The following is a 13776-nucleotide window of genomic DNA, read 5'->3' as shown; positions in this document are numbered from 1 at the left end:
GGTCTGGGCCACCGCGTCGGCCTCACTGAGCGCGCTGGCGAGGTCGAGCAGCGACCGGCCGCCAACCCTGATGATCACTTCGGCGAGCAGCAGGAGGAGCCCCGGGCCGGCGCCGGCGAGCAGGTACGCCGGCCAGCGCAGCGTCGGTGCCTCGGGATCGCGGCGGACGGCTCGACGCCGCGCCCACGTCAGGTAGCCGAAGGCCAGTAGCCCGGCGAGCAGCCCGGCGACGAGCGATTCGGTGCGGGACACCCACTTGGCTGCGTTGATCAACGACTCCTGGCTGTCGCCGGAGCCGAAGAGGTCGAACAGCGGGTCCCGGGCGCGGCTGAACGCGACCACGAAGATCAGCGTGCCCAGCGCGGCGGTGACCACAGCACCGATCGCCGGGGCGGTCCGCGCGCCGGCCAGCGCACCCCCGATGATCGCCGCGGCCGCCGTGGTGCCGGCGATCACGTTGGTGGTGGACGTGTCGAAGTAGGTGAGGTTGATGGCGACCGCGGCGGCGAGCCCGACCAGCATTCCGCCGCCGATCGCCCCGGCGAAGCGCAGGGTGGCCCAGTCGCCGTACCGGCGGGCCAGCGGGTTGCCGGCGGCCAGCGCGACGGCTGCCCCGGCCACCAGCGCGGCCGAGATCACGCCGGGCAGGGCGAACGCGGAGAGGCTGATCGCGGTGACCCCGGCCGCCGCCGAGGTGATGGCCTCCCGGGTGGACCAGAGCATGGCGGCCAGCCAGCCGAGCGCCAGCAGCGCGAGCACTGCGGCGCCGGGGGCGGGAAGCGGCCGACTGCCGGCGCTGGCCGCGTCGACCACCGGCTCGTCCGACTCGGCGGCCGGGACGCGGCCGGGCTGCTTGGTCATCGTCTCCCCTTCGAGGCGGCAGGTCACCGACCATTCAGGGTACGCGGGCCCGCTGGGCTGCCTGTCGCCCCGGGACGGCGGGACGGATCGAGGCCGGTCGGTAAGGGGAGGAGGGGTGGGGCGGTCCTTGGCGCGGGGCGGTGGCGGAAGTGGGTCGCGCGGCCCGTCGTGGGAGAATCACGGGAGGTCCCGCCGCTGCTCGGCCTCCCGTGCGGTGTCCGGTGTCCGGCCATCCGGTCGGTGCCCGCGGGTCCGGTTTCGCCACTGCTGTCGAGATCGCCAGGAGCCTTGATGGATGCCGTGTTCTCCGTTCCCGAGCCGCGCAACGAGCCGGTTCGCAACTACGAGCCGGGCAGCCCCGACCGGGACCGGCTCCAGCGGCGGCTGACCGAGCTCGCCGCCGAGCGCATCGACCTGCCGATGACCATCGGCGGTGAGCAGCGGATGGCCGGCGGTGACCCGATCAACGTGGTGCAGCCGCACAAGCACGCCCACGTGCTGGGGGTGACCGGGCACGCCACCCACGACGACGCCCGCGCCGCGACCAGGGCGGCCAAGGACGCCGCGCCGATGTGGCGGGCGCTGCCCTTCGAGGAGCGCGCCGCGATCTTCCTGCGTGCCGCCGAGCTGCTCGCCGGTCCCTGGCGGGACACGCTCAACGCCGCCACCATGCTCGGTCAGTCGAAGACCGCGATCCAGGCGGAGATCGACGCGGCGTGCGAGTTCATCGACTTCCTGCGGTTCAACGTGCACTTCGCGCGTCGCCTGCTGGAGGAGCAGCCGGCGTCCTCGCCCGGCGTCTGGAACCGCTTCGACCACCGCCCGCTGGAGGGTTTCGTCTACGCGGTCACCCCGTTCAACTTCACCGCCATCGCCGGCAACCTGCCGTCGGCGCCGGCCCTGCTGGGCAACACCGTGGTCTGGAAGCCGGGCCCGACCCAGCAGTTCGCCGCGCACTTCACGATGCGGCTGTTCGAGGCCGCCGGCCTCCCGCCCGGCGTGATCAACATGGTCACCGGTCGGGGCGAGGAGGTCTCCGATGTCGTGCTCGCCGACCCGGATCTGGCCGGCATCCACTTCACCGGCTCGACGAAGGTCTTCCAGCAGTTGTGGCGGACCGTGGGCGACAACATCTCCCGTTACCGGGGCTACCCGCGCCTGGTCGGCGAGACCGGCGGCAAGGACTTCGTCGTCGCGCACACCAGCGCCGACGTGGACGCTCTGCACACCGCGCTGATCCGTGGCGCGTACGAGTACCAGGGCCAGAAGTGCTCGGCGGCCTCGCGGGCGTACGTGCCGCGCTCGATCTGGGAGGGTGGGCTGCGGGACCGGCTGGCCGCCACCGCCGACTCGCTGACCTACGGCGACGTGACCGACTTCGGCAACTTCGGCGGTGCGGTCATCGACGACAAGGCCTTCGCCCGGCACACCGCCGCGCTGGAGCTGATCGCCGGTGACGACAGCTGCCGGGTGCTGGCCGGCGGCACCGCCGACGACTCGGTCGGCTACTTCGTGCGACCGACGCTCTTCGAGTGCGGCGACGCCGCTCACGAGACCTTCACCACCGAGTACTTCGGGCCGATCCTGGGCGTGCACGTGTTCGACGACGCCCGCTTCGACGAGGTCGTCGCGCAGGCGGAGTCGATCGCCCCGTACGCGCTGACCGGCTCGGTGTTCGCCACCGACCGCCGGGTCGTCGAGTCGGTCGGCGAGCGGATGCGGTACGCGGCCGGCAACTTCTACATCAACGACAAGCCGACCGGCGCCGTGGTCGGGCAGCAGCCCTTCGGTGGCGCCCGTGCCAGCGGCACCAACGACAAGGCAGGCTCCTGGCTGAACCTGGTCCGCTGGGTCTCTCCGCGGACGATCAAGGAGACCTTCGTGCCGCCGACCGACCACACGTACCCCCACATGGGCTGACCGGCGACGACCCGCCGGCGGCGCGTGGCGCCGCCGGCGGGATGCCCGGAATGTGGCAATCCATCGATAGTCCTCAACGGACAGTCTGCCGCCGACAGTGCACTTAGGAAGTCCTGTCGGGTGGCAAACCGGCAAATCCTGGACGCCGGGTGCGCAAAGTGGCAGCGTAGTGGCCATGGCGGATTCCGGAGTCAACCCTACGGCGGCGGCCCTTCTCGGCCTCCTCCACGAGGGCCCGATGACAGGCGGTCAGTTGATGGCCGCCGCTGAGCGCCGTCTGGCGCCGTACTGGTCGATGACCCGCAGTCAGGTGTACCGCGAGTTGCCGGTGCTGGCTGAGCGGGGTTACGTGCGGCTCGGCAAGCCGGGCCCGCGGATGAGCCAGCCCTACGCACTCACCGCCAGCGGAAAACGGACGTTTTCCCGCTGGCTCGCGGAGAACCCGGGGCGGGACACCATCCGCAACCCGATAGCGCTCCGGATGGCGTTCGGCAACCTGCACTCCGCCAGCCAGCTGAAGGGCCTGTACGCCTCGGCCAACGAATACCACACCGAGGCCCTCGCCCAGGTGCGGGAGCAGGTGAAGAACGCCAAACGGGACGGCGAGACGTACGACGCCAGCGCGCTGGAGTTCGCCGTCGCCTACCACCGGGCGGCCCTGTCGTGGTTGAAGTCCGCCCCCGTCGGGTGACGCTCGGCGGGTTCGCGCATAGGGAACGAGCTGCTCCGCTCCCGACGCAGTACGCTTGTCTGTCGTGACCGCTGCCGATTACGCCGAACAGCTCAAGGAACTCGACGCGACCCTGCGAAACATCGAGGCCGTCCTCAACCTCGACCGGCTCCACGAGGACAAGGCCCGCCTGGAGCAGGAGGCCTCCGCCCCCGATCTGTGGGACGACCAGGCCAAGGCCCAGCAGGTGACCTCGCAGCTGTCGTACGTCAACGGCGAGATCAGCAAGCTGGGCAGCCTGCGTTCCGGCCTCGACGACGCCCAGGTGCTGCTGGAGCTGGCCGAGGCCGAGGCCGACCCGGGTGTGTTGACCGAGGTCGAGTCGGAGATCACCGGGCTGACCAAGGCCATCCAGGAGATGGAGGTCCGCACCCTGCTCTCCGGCGAGTACGACTCCCGGGAGGCGCTGGTCGCCATCCGAGCCGGCGCGGGTGGCGTGGACGCCGCGGACTTCGCCGAGATGCTGCTGCGGATGTACCTGCGCTGGGCGGAGCGGCACGGCTACCCCACCGAGGTCTACGAGACGTCGTACGCCGAGGAGGCGGGCCTGAAGTCGGCCACCTTCGCGGTCAAGGTGCCGTACGCGTACGGCACGCTCAGCGTCGAGTCGGGCACGCACCGGCTGGTCCGGATCAGCCCGTTCGACAACCAGGGCCGTCGGCAGACCAGCTTCGCGGGTGTCGAGGTTCTGCCGGTCACCGAGCAGACCGACCACATCGACATCCCGGAGAACGAGGTTCGGGTCGATGTCTACCGCTCCTCCGGGCCGGGAGGGCAGAGCGTCAACACCACCGACTCGGCGGTGCGCCTGACGCACATTCCGACGGGCATCGTGGTGACCTGCCAGAACGAGAAGTCCCAGTTGCAGAACAAGGCCTCCGCGCTGCGGGTGCTTCAGGCTCGGCTCCTGGAGCGCAAGCGCCAGGAGGAGGAAGAGAAGATGGCCGGCCTCAAGAGCGGCGGCACGAGCTCGTGGGGCGACCAGATGCGCTCCTACGTCCTGCACCCGTATCAGATGGTGAAGGATCTCCGAACCGAGCAGGAGACCGGCAATCCGAGCGGGGTCTTCGACGGCGACCTCGACGATTTCATCGAGGCCGGCATCCGTTGGCGCAAGCAGCGTCAACTCGCCAACGACACTGCGTGACGGCTCGCGGGCGGAGCGCGTCATCGATCTCCAGGTAGAGGCCTGATTCGACGACGCGCGCCGGATCTGTGGGGCGTGGGGCTTGGCTCAGTTGTTACACCGCGTAGACTCACCACCCGTGATTCAGCTTGAGCAAGTGACGAAGACGTACCCGAAGGCGTCCCGGCCTTCGCTCGACAACGTGTCCGTCTCGATCGAGAAGGGCGAGTTCGTCTTCTTCATCGGTCCATCCGGCTCCGGCAAGTCCACGATCATCAAAATGCTGCTGCACGAGGTGGCCCCCAACAAGGGGCGCGTCGTCGTCAACGGCAAGGACGTCACGTCGATGCGCTCCTGGAAGCGACCCCACTTCCGGCGCTCGATCGGCTGCGTCTTCCAGGACTTCCGGTTGCTGCCCAACCGCACCGCCTACGAGAACGTGGCGTTCGCCCTTGAGGTGATCGGCAAGACGAAGGCGGTTGCCCGCCGGGTCGTGCCGGAGGTGCTGGAGCTGGTCGGGCTCGGTGGCAAGGAGCATCGCTACCCGCACGAGCTCTCCGGTGGTGAGCAGCAGCGGGTCGCCGTCGCGCGGGCGTTCGTGAACCGTCCGCTGATCCTGCTGGCGGACGAGCCCACCGGAAACCTGGACCCGGACACCTCGATCGAGATCATGCGTCTGCTGGACCGGATCAATCGCACCGGCACGACCGTCGTGATGGTCACCCACGACTCCAACATCGTGAACCAGATGCGCCGCCGCGTCGTTGAGATTGAGAGCGGTCGCATCGTGCGTGACCAGGCCCGCGGCGTCTACGGGTGAGCCGGCGCTCCACCCCTGCGCAGCCTGACGACGAACACCTCATGCCGGAGACCCGGAGGAAATCCCGATGCGCGTGAAATACGTCCTGTCCGAGGTACTGGTCGGACTGTGGCGCAACGTGACCATGTCCATCGCGATGATCATCACGATGGCGGTCTCGCTGACCATGCTCGGCGCCAGCGGTCTGATGTACCGCCAGGTCGACGACATGAAGGACCTCTACTACAAGAACATCCAGGTCTCGATCTTCATGGAGCAGGAGGTGAGCGAGCAGCAGCGCACCGACCTGCAGACCAAGCTCGACGGCGACCCCCTGGTCAAGGAGGTCATCTACGTCGACAAGGCCCAGGCGTACGAGCGCTTCAAGTCGATGTACCAGGACGCGCCGGATCTGGTCAACGCGGTCAAGCCGGACCAGCTGCCCGAGTCCTTCCGACTCACACTGAACAATCCGGAGCAGTACAAGAACGTCTACGACCAGTACAAGGACACGGAGGGTGTCGAGGAGATCGTCGACCAGAGTCGACTGCTCGACAAGATCTTCAACATCCTCACCGCGATCCAGAACATCGCCCTGGCCGCCGCCATCGTGATGGCGGTCGCCGCCCTGCTGCTCGTCGCGAACACCATTCAGGTGGCCGCGTACAGCAAGCGGCGTGAGGTGGCGGTCATGAAGCTGGTCGGCGCGTCCAACTGGTTCATCCAGGCGCCGTTCGTGCTGGAGGCCGTGGTGGCCGGCCTGATCGGTTCACTGCTCGGTCTGGTGGCCCTGGTCGCGGCGAAGTATCTGCTCTTCGACGGGTCGCTGAGCGCGTTGCAGGGTCTGCTCTCGCCGATCACCTGGGGCGACATCCTGTTCATCTTCCCGCTGATGGCCGGCGTCGGTGGTCTGGTCAGCGCGGGCACCGCCTGGATCACCCTGCGCTTCTACCTGCGGGTCTAGGCACCGTACGGGTCGTCCCGTGGTCTCCCGAGGACCCTCCCGCAGCCGGAAATAAACGGCGCGGGAGGGTCCTTGTGATTCGGGTAGCATGATCGGTTGTCCGGCCGGGGTGAGCCCGGCCGCGGACGCCAGGAGAGGGGGTGGCACCGATGCCACGGGAAAAGGGGCGCAAGGTGGTCGCCTCCAACAAGAAGGCGCGCCACGACTACGCCATCTTCGACACGTACGAGGCGGGCATGGCGCTGACCGGCACCGAGGTCAAGTCGCTGCGGGCCGGGCGGGCGTCACTTGTCGACGCGTTCGCGCAGGAACGTGACGGCGAGTTGTTCCTGCACGCGATGCACATCCCGGAGTACACCCAGGGCAGCTGGACCAACCATGAGCCTCGGCGTACCCGCAAGCTGCTGCTCAACCGGGGCGAGATCGACAAGCTCCTCGGCAGGACCCGCGAGGGCGGTTTCACCATCGTCCCGTTGCAGGTCTATTTCTCGGACGGCTGGGCCAAGGTCGAGATCGCCCTGGCCAAGGGCAAGAAGTCGTACGACAAGCGCCAGGATCTCGCCAAGCGCGACGCGGACCGGGAGATCGCCCGGGTGTCCGGTCGACGCGGCAAGGGAATGGACGACTAGTTCATCCTGTTTGCCCGGGTCGGCGTGCCGGCCCGGGGCTCGGGATGAAAGCTGTTGCGGCAGGCGTTAGTCTTGTCAGTGCCGCCACATCGGCGGCCTGTCGAGGGGGTGACTGGTTTCGACTTCGTACGCAGCGACAGGGGAAGCGAGCCGAGGAAGCCGACGTCGTCTCGAGAATCGGTCGTCGGAAACTTATAAGCGCCAAGCAAAATCGCGCTGACTTCGCTCTCGCCGCCTGAGGCGAGTAGCTAAGTCTGTCGGCCTGGGAACGCCTTCGTCCCAGTAGCCGGCATCAGCTAGGAGGCTGGCCAATCGGACCCGGTCGCGGGGTCCGTGCGGCGAGATTAATCAGCGACTGGGCCCGTCACACCAACTTGCTCGCGTGAGCGGTGGGGCCGAGTAGAGGCACAGCGAGCTGCGCTCGGAGAAGCCCTGACAAACCGGCGAAGGACCCGGGTTCGATTCCCGGCACCTCCACCACCTCGAACGAAGCGCCCCGGCCCACCAGCCGGGGCGCTTCGTTGTTCGCGGGGTCTTACGCTGCCTCCTGTGACCAACCAGGAGCTGCGCCTGTCGGTCGGCGCGTCGCCCGGCCAGCGCGTCGTGGCGGTGGTGTTCGGCGTCCTGCTCACGGCCGTCGGCGCGGCGTTCGTGGCACTGCCCCTCATCGCCGATGGGCTGCTGCGCCGACTGACCGGCCGGGGCGACGCGTTCGCCTCCTATGAGGAGGCTCGCGACCTGCCACCGGGGCTGTTGCCGCCCGGACTGCGCGACTCCGTCGACCCGAACCAGTCCGGTCCCAGCCCGTTCGTCGGCCTGTGTGGTCTGCCCTTCGTGCTGCTCGGCCTCTACCTGGTGCTGCGGGTGCTCCGTACGGCCGCCTGGCTCGACGGCAGCAGGGCTCGGGTACGCGGTGCGCTGCGCACCCGCACCGTCGACCTCGCCACCGCCCGGATCGAGTCCGGTGCGGTGTCGTACCGCGAGGCGGACGTCAACGACCCGGCCGGCGAACCGCAGGCGCGGGCCATCCTCGCGACCGACCCGGGGAGCGCCCGGGGGGTCACCATCCCACTGCGCGGCATGGGGCTGCCCGTCCTGCCGCCGTCCGAGCTGCGGGCGCTGGCCGAGGCGATCACGACGGGTCGACGGGGCGATGAGCCGGCGGGCGACGCGACCGCCGTGGCCGACCACCTGCGCCGGCTGGCAGAGCGCCCGTCGGCCGACTGAGGCGGTCGTACGTCCCAGGAGGCCGACGCGGAGGGCTGGAGGCCACAGCAGCGGGGCTGGTGGGGTCACTGGGGTCAACGGGGCAGATGAGACGAGCCTGGGCCCTGGACAGGGCGGGCCGGGCAGCCTCACCATCGCGGTATGGGGTAGCAGAGCCGCCGTGCGGGAGGTGCCAATGGTCACCGGTCCGGTCCAGCAGCCGTCAGTCGTCGCCCAAGCGCGCGTCGCGCATCCGGCGGGGCTCCCCGCCGATCCACATTCCATCGGTCTGCCCGGCGTGCCGCGCCCGGCCGGCCTCGCCGGTGACGTGCACGCCCTCGGCCGGGCCGTCGCCGTCGCGAGCACCGAGCCGTGCTGGCGCGAGGAGGTGCTCCTTCGCCTGCGTCCGGTGCGCCACGGCTTCGCCGAGCACGTCCGGGTCACCGAAGGTCCCACCGGCCTCTACCGGGAGTTGCTCAGCCAGTCGCCACGACTTGACCACGGGGTGCGGCTGCTGACCCGGGAGCACGTGGCGATCGTCGCCGCGATCCTGGCGGTTCAGCAGATCGCCGAGCAACCCGAGGCGCGCCCCGATGAGCTGCGACACCGGGCCGGGCACCTGCTGCGGCGGTTGGCCCGACATCGGCGGCGCGGTGCCGACCTGCTCTGGGAGGCGTACCAGACGGATCTGGGTGGCGAGACCTGAGCTCAGGTCGGGAACCGGCCGGTCGGCGGGGGCGTCGAACCGTCCATGAATCGGTTCGCCCTGCTGCTCGTACTCCCGTTGCTGCTCCTGACGGGCTGTGCCGCGACCGACGCCGGTCCGGCCGGTGGCCCGCCCAGCCGCACGGACGGGGCGGCGGCCTTCGCCCAGCGGGCCGCCCAGGTCGCCGAGGCGTGGCGGCCCGGCGTCGAGTGGCGCACGGGTTACGTGCCGTTGGAGGGGCCGACCCTGCTCACCGGTGACCCGGGCTTCACCCCCGAGACCGAGGCGGCCTTCCGGGCCGGGTGGTACCGCGAGCAGGTCGGAATACCGCCCACCCGGGTCGGCGGCGAGATCCAGTTCCCGGACGGGCGGTTGACGCTGCCGTTGGTCAGTGCCGCCGAGGCGTACCGGCAGCTCGACCAGGGTGACCCACTGCCCTGCCCGGGGCGGCCGAAACGGCCCGGACGACCCACCCCCGGCGGCCCCACAGTCGAACCGGGGCCCGACGGGTGGGTCACGAGCAGCACGCAGACCGCCTGCCTCCCGCTCACCGTCACCGCTGTCACGTTGGACGCCGTGCCGGTGCGCACGAGCCGTGGCGTGGCGCAGGTCCCGGCCTGGCTGTTCACCATCAAGGAGCTGACCACGCCGGTGGTCCGGCTCGCCGTCGCGCCGACGGCCGTCACCCCCGTGCCCGAGCCGACCACGCCGGCCCGGCCGCTGCCGGACGGGTTGGTGGCGGCCCAGGACCTGGCCGCCGTCGACGGCGCCCGGTTGACAGTGCGCCTCGGCGTCGGCGCGTGCGACCCCGGGATCACGCCGTTGGTGTGGGAACGGCCGGACGTCGTGGTGGTCGGTGGCGGCGTCACCCGGGCCACCGGCGAATGCATCGCCCTGCTGAAGGTGGAGCCGGTCACCGTGAACCTGGCGACACCGCTGGGCAACCGACCGGTGTTGGATGTCTTCACCGGTGCCCCGCTGTCGATCGGACCGCGCTGACCCGGTTCAGAGGATGCTGGGCACTTCGGTGCTGATCGGTACCGGCACCACAGTGGGCCGGTCGGCGCGCAGCCCGGCGGAGAGCGCCGCGCCGAGCTGGTCGGGGGTCTCGGCCACCTGCGTGGCGCAGCCGTAGCCGGCCGCGATCGCGACGACGTCCAACCCCGGCAGGTCCAGGCCGGGCACCCCGGGAGTGTGCTTCAGCTCGGCGAACGCCTTGAGGATCGCGTACTGCTGGTTGACCGGGACGACGACCACCACCGGCAGTGCCAGGCGCGCGGCCGTCCAGAGCGCCTGCACCGAATAGTGGAAGGAGCCGTCGCCGATCACCGCCACCACCGGGCGACCGCGCCCGGTGTCCCGTTCGGCCAGTGCGATGCCGATGGCCGCCGGCAGGCCGTAGCCGAGGCCGCCGCTGGCCATCGTGAAGTACGACGCCGGGCGGGTGATCCGCAGCTGACGACGCAGCGCGGACAGATTGGATGGTGACTCCTGGACCAGCACGCCGTCCGGCGGCCAGTGCGCGGCCAGTGCGGCGAACAGGGCGTCGGCGCTCATCGGGGTGCTGACCTCCGGCGGCGCGAGCGCGTCCCGTCGCCCGGGTGCCGGCCGGTCGCTCGGCGGCACCCCTTCGACCAGCGCGGCCAGGGCCAGTCCCGGGTCGCTGAGCAGGCTGTCACCGACCGGGGCCCGCGCGGCCTCGTCGGGGTCGTCAGTGATGTGCAGCAGGCGGGCACCGTCGGGCAGGTGCCCGCCCGGCACGTACGGGTAGTAGCGGAAGACCTGGGCGCCGACGACCAGCACCGTGTCGTGCCCGCGCAGCGCATCGGCGAGCGGACCGATCGCGTACGGCAGCACGCCGCGAAAGTGCGGGTGGTCCTCGGGGAACACCGCCCGCTCGGTGGCGGGAGCCGACCAGACCGGCGCGGCGAGCCGCTCCGCCAGCGCCACCGCCGTCGACCAGCTCGCGGAACGGTCCACCCCCGGCCCGTACACGAGCACCGGGTTGCGGCTGCCGGCCAGCACGCGGACGAACTCCTCCAACCGCTGTGGGTCCGGCGCGAACCGGGTGGCCACCGTTCGCGGCGCGGGCGGCGGGTCGGCCGGCTGGGCCCAGTCGTCCATCGGCAGGGAGAGGAAGACCGGCCCGGCCGGCGGCTGCACCGCCGTCGCGTACGCCCGCAGCATCGCGGCGGGGATGTCCTGCGCCCGAGCCGGCTCGTAGGCCCACTTCACGTAGGGCTGCGGAAGTTCGGTGGGCCGGCGGCTGGCCAGCCGGGGTTCCAGGAGCAGCATCTCCCGGGTCTGCTGGCCGGCGGTGACGATCAGCGGGGTCTTGTTGTGCCAGGCGGTGACCAGGTTGCCCATGCCGTTGCCGGTGCCCGGCGCGGTGTGCAGGTTGACGTGGGCGGGCATCCCGGTGGCCTGGGCGTAGCCGTCGGCCATCGCGACGGCCGTCGCCTCATGCAGCGCGTGGACGTAGTGGAAGTCGGAGGGGAAGTCCTGGAGGAACGGCTCCTCGGTGGAACCAGGGTTGCCGAAGACAGTGGTCATACCGAGGGTGCGGAGCACGTCGTACGTCGCGTCCCGGACAGTTGCCATCGCACCCGCCTCCGTGTCGCGGGCAGGGGCAACCGCGTTCGCCCTCCCGATCAGCCGAATCTATCGGGATGTGACGGACCTTTCGGGCGTTTCTCGGCCGCCGGTGGCTCCGATCGGTCGATCACCGGGAGCTCCGCCGCCGGGTGCGTCGGCCCTTCGTCTTAACTGTCCGATCACCCGCCGGTCAGACCTTAGCCAGCACCCAGCACGCAGGCTATGGTGCCAGGCATGGCGTTGACAGCGCGGCTGAACCCGATGCGGCGGGCGGATCCGGTCGATGACCGACGCCCGGCGCGGGCTCACGGTTGACGGGTGTGTGGCATGCAGGGAGAGGGCCAGGCGATCGGCGGACGAGCGATGGAGTCGATGACCGGGCGGCTGCTGGTTGCGACTCCGGCGCTCAAGGATCCGAACTTCGACCGTACGGTGGTGATGCTGGTCGCCCACGAGCCTGGCGGCGCGCTCGGCGTGGTGCTCAACCGGGCCACCGAGGTGCCGGTGGCCGAGGTGCTCGGTGACTGGAGCGACCTGGCCCGCCACCCGGCGGTGCTCTTCGAGGGTGGCCCGGTGCAGCCCGACTCGGCCATCTGCCTCGCCCGGATGCGGCACCCGATGCGCCGGGTGAAGGGCTTCCACCAGGTTTCCGGAGCGGTCGGCACTATCGACCTCTCGGTCGACCCGGAGCGGCTGCGGGAGAGCATCGGCGGCATCCGGGTCTTCGCCGGCTACTCCGGCTGGGGCAGCGGCCAGTTGGAGCAGGAGATCGCCGACGGGTCCTGGTTCGTGCTGGACGGGCTGCCCGGGGACGCCTTCGTCGACCGGCCCGACGACCTGTGGCCGATGGTGCTGCGCCGGCAGGGCGGAATGATGGCCGCCGTCGCGCACTTTCCGCCGGACGTGGCGCTCAACTGACCCGGCCCGGCGGGGGACCCCGCGAGATGACCATGCGGGCTGGTCTGTGTATAGTTTCCCAGTGCCCGGGCGACCGGGAGAACAGCAAGGGGCCGTGGCGCAGCTGGTAGCGCACCACACTGGCAGTGTGGGGGTCAGGGGTTCGAGTCCCCTCGGCTCCACCCTTGAGAAACGCCCTGGTCGGGATTATCCGACCAGGGCGTTCTGCTGTTGCTGGCGGTATTCTGCCGCATCGTGGAGCCACCCCACTCGGTCGAAAACGCCCTGACCGGTATCCGGTCAGGGCGCTGCGCTGTTCGACTGTTATGTCCGTGTGGGGCCGATCAGCCCTGGCGGCTCTTCCACTGCGGGTTGGCGCGGTTCACCACGACCACCCGGCCGCGACGGCGGACCACCACCGAACCCGGCTTCTGCTTGAGCGCACGCAACGAGCTACGTACCTTCATGTCTGCCTCCTCGGTGCCAGCGGTTCCGAGTATCGAAACGCCGTACCCACCCGCCGGATTCCCGGCAGGTCAGCGTCGAACCTTTGCCGTCTGCCAGCCGTACCAGTGGGCGGAGGTCATCCTCATGCCCGTACGCCGGCTCGTCGCCACGGTGCTGGTCGCTGCCGCGACAGTGCCGCTGGCCGCCACACCCGCAGCCGCCCACGGCGCCCCGACCGACCCGATCAGTCGCGCGGCTGCCTGTGGCCCCGAGGGCCGGTACGCGGCCACCAGCGCCTGCCGGGCGGCGATCCAGGCCGGCGCGGCGGTCCGCGAATGGGACAACGTGCGCGTTTCCACGATCAACGGGCGAGATCGGGAACGGATCCCGGACGGTGAGTTGTGCAGCGGCGGGCTGTCCGCGTACCGGGGACTGGACCTGCCCCGCACCGACTGGCCCAGCACCACGCTGACCACCGGCGCGAAGTTCACCTTCCGGTACCGGACCACCATCGAGCACCGGGGCACCTTCCGGCTCTACGTCACCACGCCCGACTACGACCCGAGCAAGAAGCTGACCTGGGCGGATCTGGAGTCGCGCCCGTTCCTGACGCTGACCGACCCGCCGGTGCGGGCCGGGGCGTACCAGTTGGCGGGCCGGCTGCCCGCGGGCCGCAGTGGCCGACAGCTGATCTACACGATCTGGCAGAACTCCAACACGCCGGACACCTACTACTCCTGCTCCGACGTGGTGTTCCGCGGTGCCAAGGCCACCGGTGCCACGGCCACCCCCACCCCGGCGAAGGCCGCCGCGCCGAAGAGCGCGCCGCGTACCGCCGCGAGTGGGCCGGCCGCCACCCAGGCGGCGGTGGCGGCGGCGGCCCCCCCCGGCGGGGC

14 protein-coding genes, 1 tRNA gene and 1 other RNA gene are annotated in these 13776 nt (G+C 70.6%); 13 read left to right on the top strand and 3 right to left on the bottom strand.

The window, feature by feature from the left end:
• The coding region (locus ABZ749_RS15180; protein WP_357227885.1) for a hypothetical protein at positions 1 to 861 on the bottom strand (861 nt) is incomplete at its 3' end.
• 291 nt (positions 862 to 1152) lie between these two features.
• Between ABZ749_RS15180 and pruA the strand changes: the two genes are divergently transcribed.
• The 10 genes from pruA to ABZ749_RS15130 all read left to right on the top strand — a co-directional run bounded on the left by pruA (position 1153) and on the right by ABZ749_RS15130 (position 9940).
• Positions 1153 to 2781, top strand: coding sequence for an L-glutamate gamma-semialdehyde dehydrogenase (pruA, locus tag ABZ749_RS15175; RefSeq protein WP_357203330.1), 1629 nt, complete (start codon positions 1153 to 1155; stop codon positions 2779 to 2781).
• Between the two features lie 175 nt (positions 2782 to 2956).
• Positions 2957 to 3472 (top strand): PadR family transcriptional regulator, encoded by a 516-nt coding sequence (locus ABZ749_RS15170; protein WP_238666587.1) that lies wholly within the window; start codon positions 2957 to 2959, stop codon positions 3470 to 3472.
• Positions 3473 to 3536: 64 nt separating this feature from the next.
• Positions 3537 to 4658, top strand: coding sequence for a peptide chain release factor 2 (prfB, locus tag ABZ749_RS15165; protein ID WP_357208119.1), 1122 nt, complete (start codon positions 3537 to 3539; stop codon positions 4656 to 4658).
• 118 nt (positions 4659 to 4776) lie between these two features.
• Positions 4777 to 5457 carry a cell division ATP-binding protein FtsE gene (gene ftsE / locus ABZ749_RS15160; protein ID WP_030331491.1) on the top strand — a complete coding sequence of 227 codons (681 nt, stop codon included), beginning with the start codon at positions 4777 to 4779 and terminating at the stop codon, positions 5455 to 5457.
• Positions 5458 to 5524: 67 nt separating this feature from the next.
• Positions 5525 to 6400, top strand: a complete 876-nt coding sequence (gene ftsX, locus ABZ749_RS15155; protein ID WP_112582377.1) for a permease-like cell division protein FtsX — start codon at positions 5525 to 5527, stop codon at positions 6398 to 6400.
• Between the two features lie 149 nt (positions 6401 to 6549).
• Entirely contained in the window at positions 6550 to 7029 is a 480-nt protein-coding gene (smpB, locus tag ABZ749_RS15150; RefSeq protein WP_357227882.1) for an SsrA-binding protein SmpB, read from the top strand.
• 104 nt (positions 7030 to 7133) lie between these two features.
• Positions 7134 to 7509: a transfer-messenger RNA gene (gene ssrA / locus ABZ749_RS15145) on the top strand.
• Between the two features lie 69 nt (positions 7510 to 7578).
• Entirely contained in the window at positions 7579 to 8256 is a 678-nt protein-coding gene (locus ABZ749_RS15140) for a hypothetical protein (protein WP_357227879.1), read from the top strand.
• A gap of 160 nt (positions 8257 to 8416) precedes the next feature.
• Complete coding sequence (locus tag ABZ749_RS15135) at positions 8417 to 8941, top strand: hypothetical protein (RefSeq protein ID WP_357227876.1); 525 nt, start codon at positions 8417 to 8419, stop codon at positions 8939 to 8941.
• A gap of 45 nt (positions 8942 to 8986) precedes the next feature.
• Entirely contained in the window at positions 8987 to 9940 is a 954-nt protein-coding gene (locus ABZ749_RS15130; RefSeq protein ID WP_357227874.1) for a hypothetical protein, read from the top strand.
• 6 nt (positions 9941 to 9946) lie between these two features.
• On the opposite strand, the gene mdlC is transcribed toward ABZ749_RS15130, so the two are convergent.
• Positions 9947 to 11542, bottom strand: a complete 1596-nt coding sequence (gene mdlC, locus ABZ749_RS15125) for a benzoylformate decarboxylase (protein ID WP_357227872.1) — start codon at positions 11540 to 11542, stop codon at positions 9947 to 9949.
• 321 nt (positions 11543 to 11863) lie between these two features.
• On the opposite strand from mdlC, the gene ABZ749_RS15120 reads away from it, so the two are divergent.
• Positions 11864 to 12454 carry a YqgE/AlgH family protein gene (locus ABZ749_RS15120; protein ID WP_355005543.1) on the top strand — a complete coding sequence of 197 codons (591 nt, stop codon included), beginning with the start codon at positions 11864 to 11866 and terminating at the stop codon, positions 12452 to 12454.
• 88 nt (positions 12455 to 12542) lie between these two features.
• Positions 12543 to 12615, top strand: a tRNA-Ala gene (locus tag ABZ749_RS15115).
• Between the two features lie 162 nt (positions 12616 to 12777).
• Here the strand turns inward: ABZ749_RS15115 and ABZ749_RS15110 are convergent.
• Positions 12778 to 12900 (bottom strand): 50S ribosomal protein L36, encoded by a 123-nt coding sequence (locus ABZ749_RS15110; RefSeq protein ID WP_030490864.1) that lies wholly within the window; start codon positions 12898 to 12900, stop codon positions 12778 to 12780.
• Between the two features lie 124 nt (positions 12901 to 13024).
• On the opposite strand from ABZ749_RS15110, the gene ABZ749_RS15105 reads away from it, so the two are divergent.
• On the top strand, positions 13025 to 13776 hold a 752-nt coding region (locus ABZ749_RS15105), incomplete at its 3' end, for a lytic polysaccharide monooxygenase (RefSeq protein WP_357227869.1).

The organism is Micromonospora sp. NPDC047753, from assembly GCF_040642735.1.
Lineage (GTDB): Bacteria > Actinomycetota > Actinomycetes > Mycobacteriales > Micromonosporaceae > Micromonospora.
Note: the sequence above shows the minus strand (reverse complement) of the source record. Positions and strands in the feature narration are given on the sequence as shown.

Excerpts from the sequence above, each read along its gene's own strand:
- pruA (WP_357203330.1), top strand. The coding sequence starts at position 1,153 with ATGGATGCCGTGTTCTCCGTTCCCGAGCCGCGCAACGAGCCGGTTCGC.
- ABZ749_RS15170 (WP_238666587.1), top strand. The coding sequence starts at position 2,957 with ATGGCGGATTCCGGAGTCAACCCTACGGCGGCGGCCCTTCTCGGCCTC.
- ftsX (WP_112582377.1), top strand. The coding sequence starts at position 5,525 with ATGCGCGTGAAATACGTCCTGTCCGAGGTACTGGTCGGACTGTGGCGC.
- smpB (WP_357227882.1), top strand. The coding sequence starts at position 6,550 with ATGCCACGGGAAAAGGGGCGCAAGGTGGTCGCCTCCAACAAGAAGGCG.
- ABZ749_RS15130 (WP_357227874.1), top strand. The coding sequence starts at position 8,987 with ATGAATCGGTTCGCCCTGCTGCTCGTACTCCCGTTGCTGCTCCTGACG.
- mdlC (WP_357227872.1), bottom strand. The coding sequence starts at position 11,542 with ATGGCAACTGTCCGGGACGCGACGTACGACGTGCTCCGCACCCTCGGT.
- ABZ749_RS15120 (WP_355005543.1), top strand. The coding sequence starts at position 11,864 with ATGCAGGGAGAGGGCCAGGCGATCGGCGGACGAGCGATGGAGTCGATG.
- ABZ749_RS15110 (WP_030490864.1), bottom strand. The coding sequence starts at position 12,900 with ATGAAGGTACGTAGCTCGTTGCGTGCGCTCAAGCAGAAGCCGGGTTCG.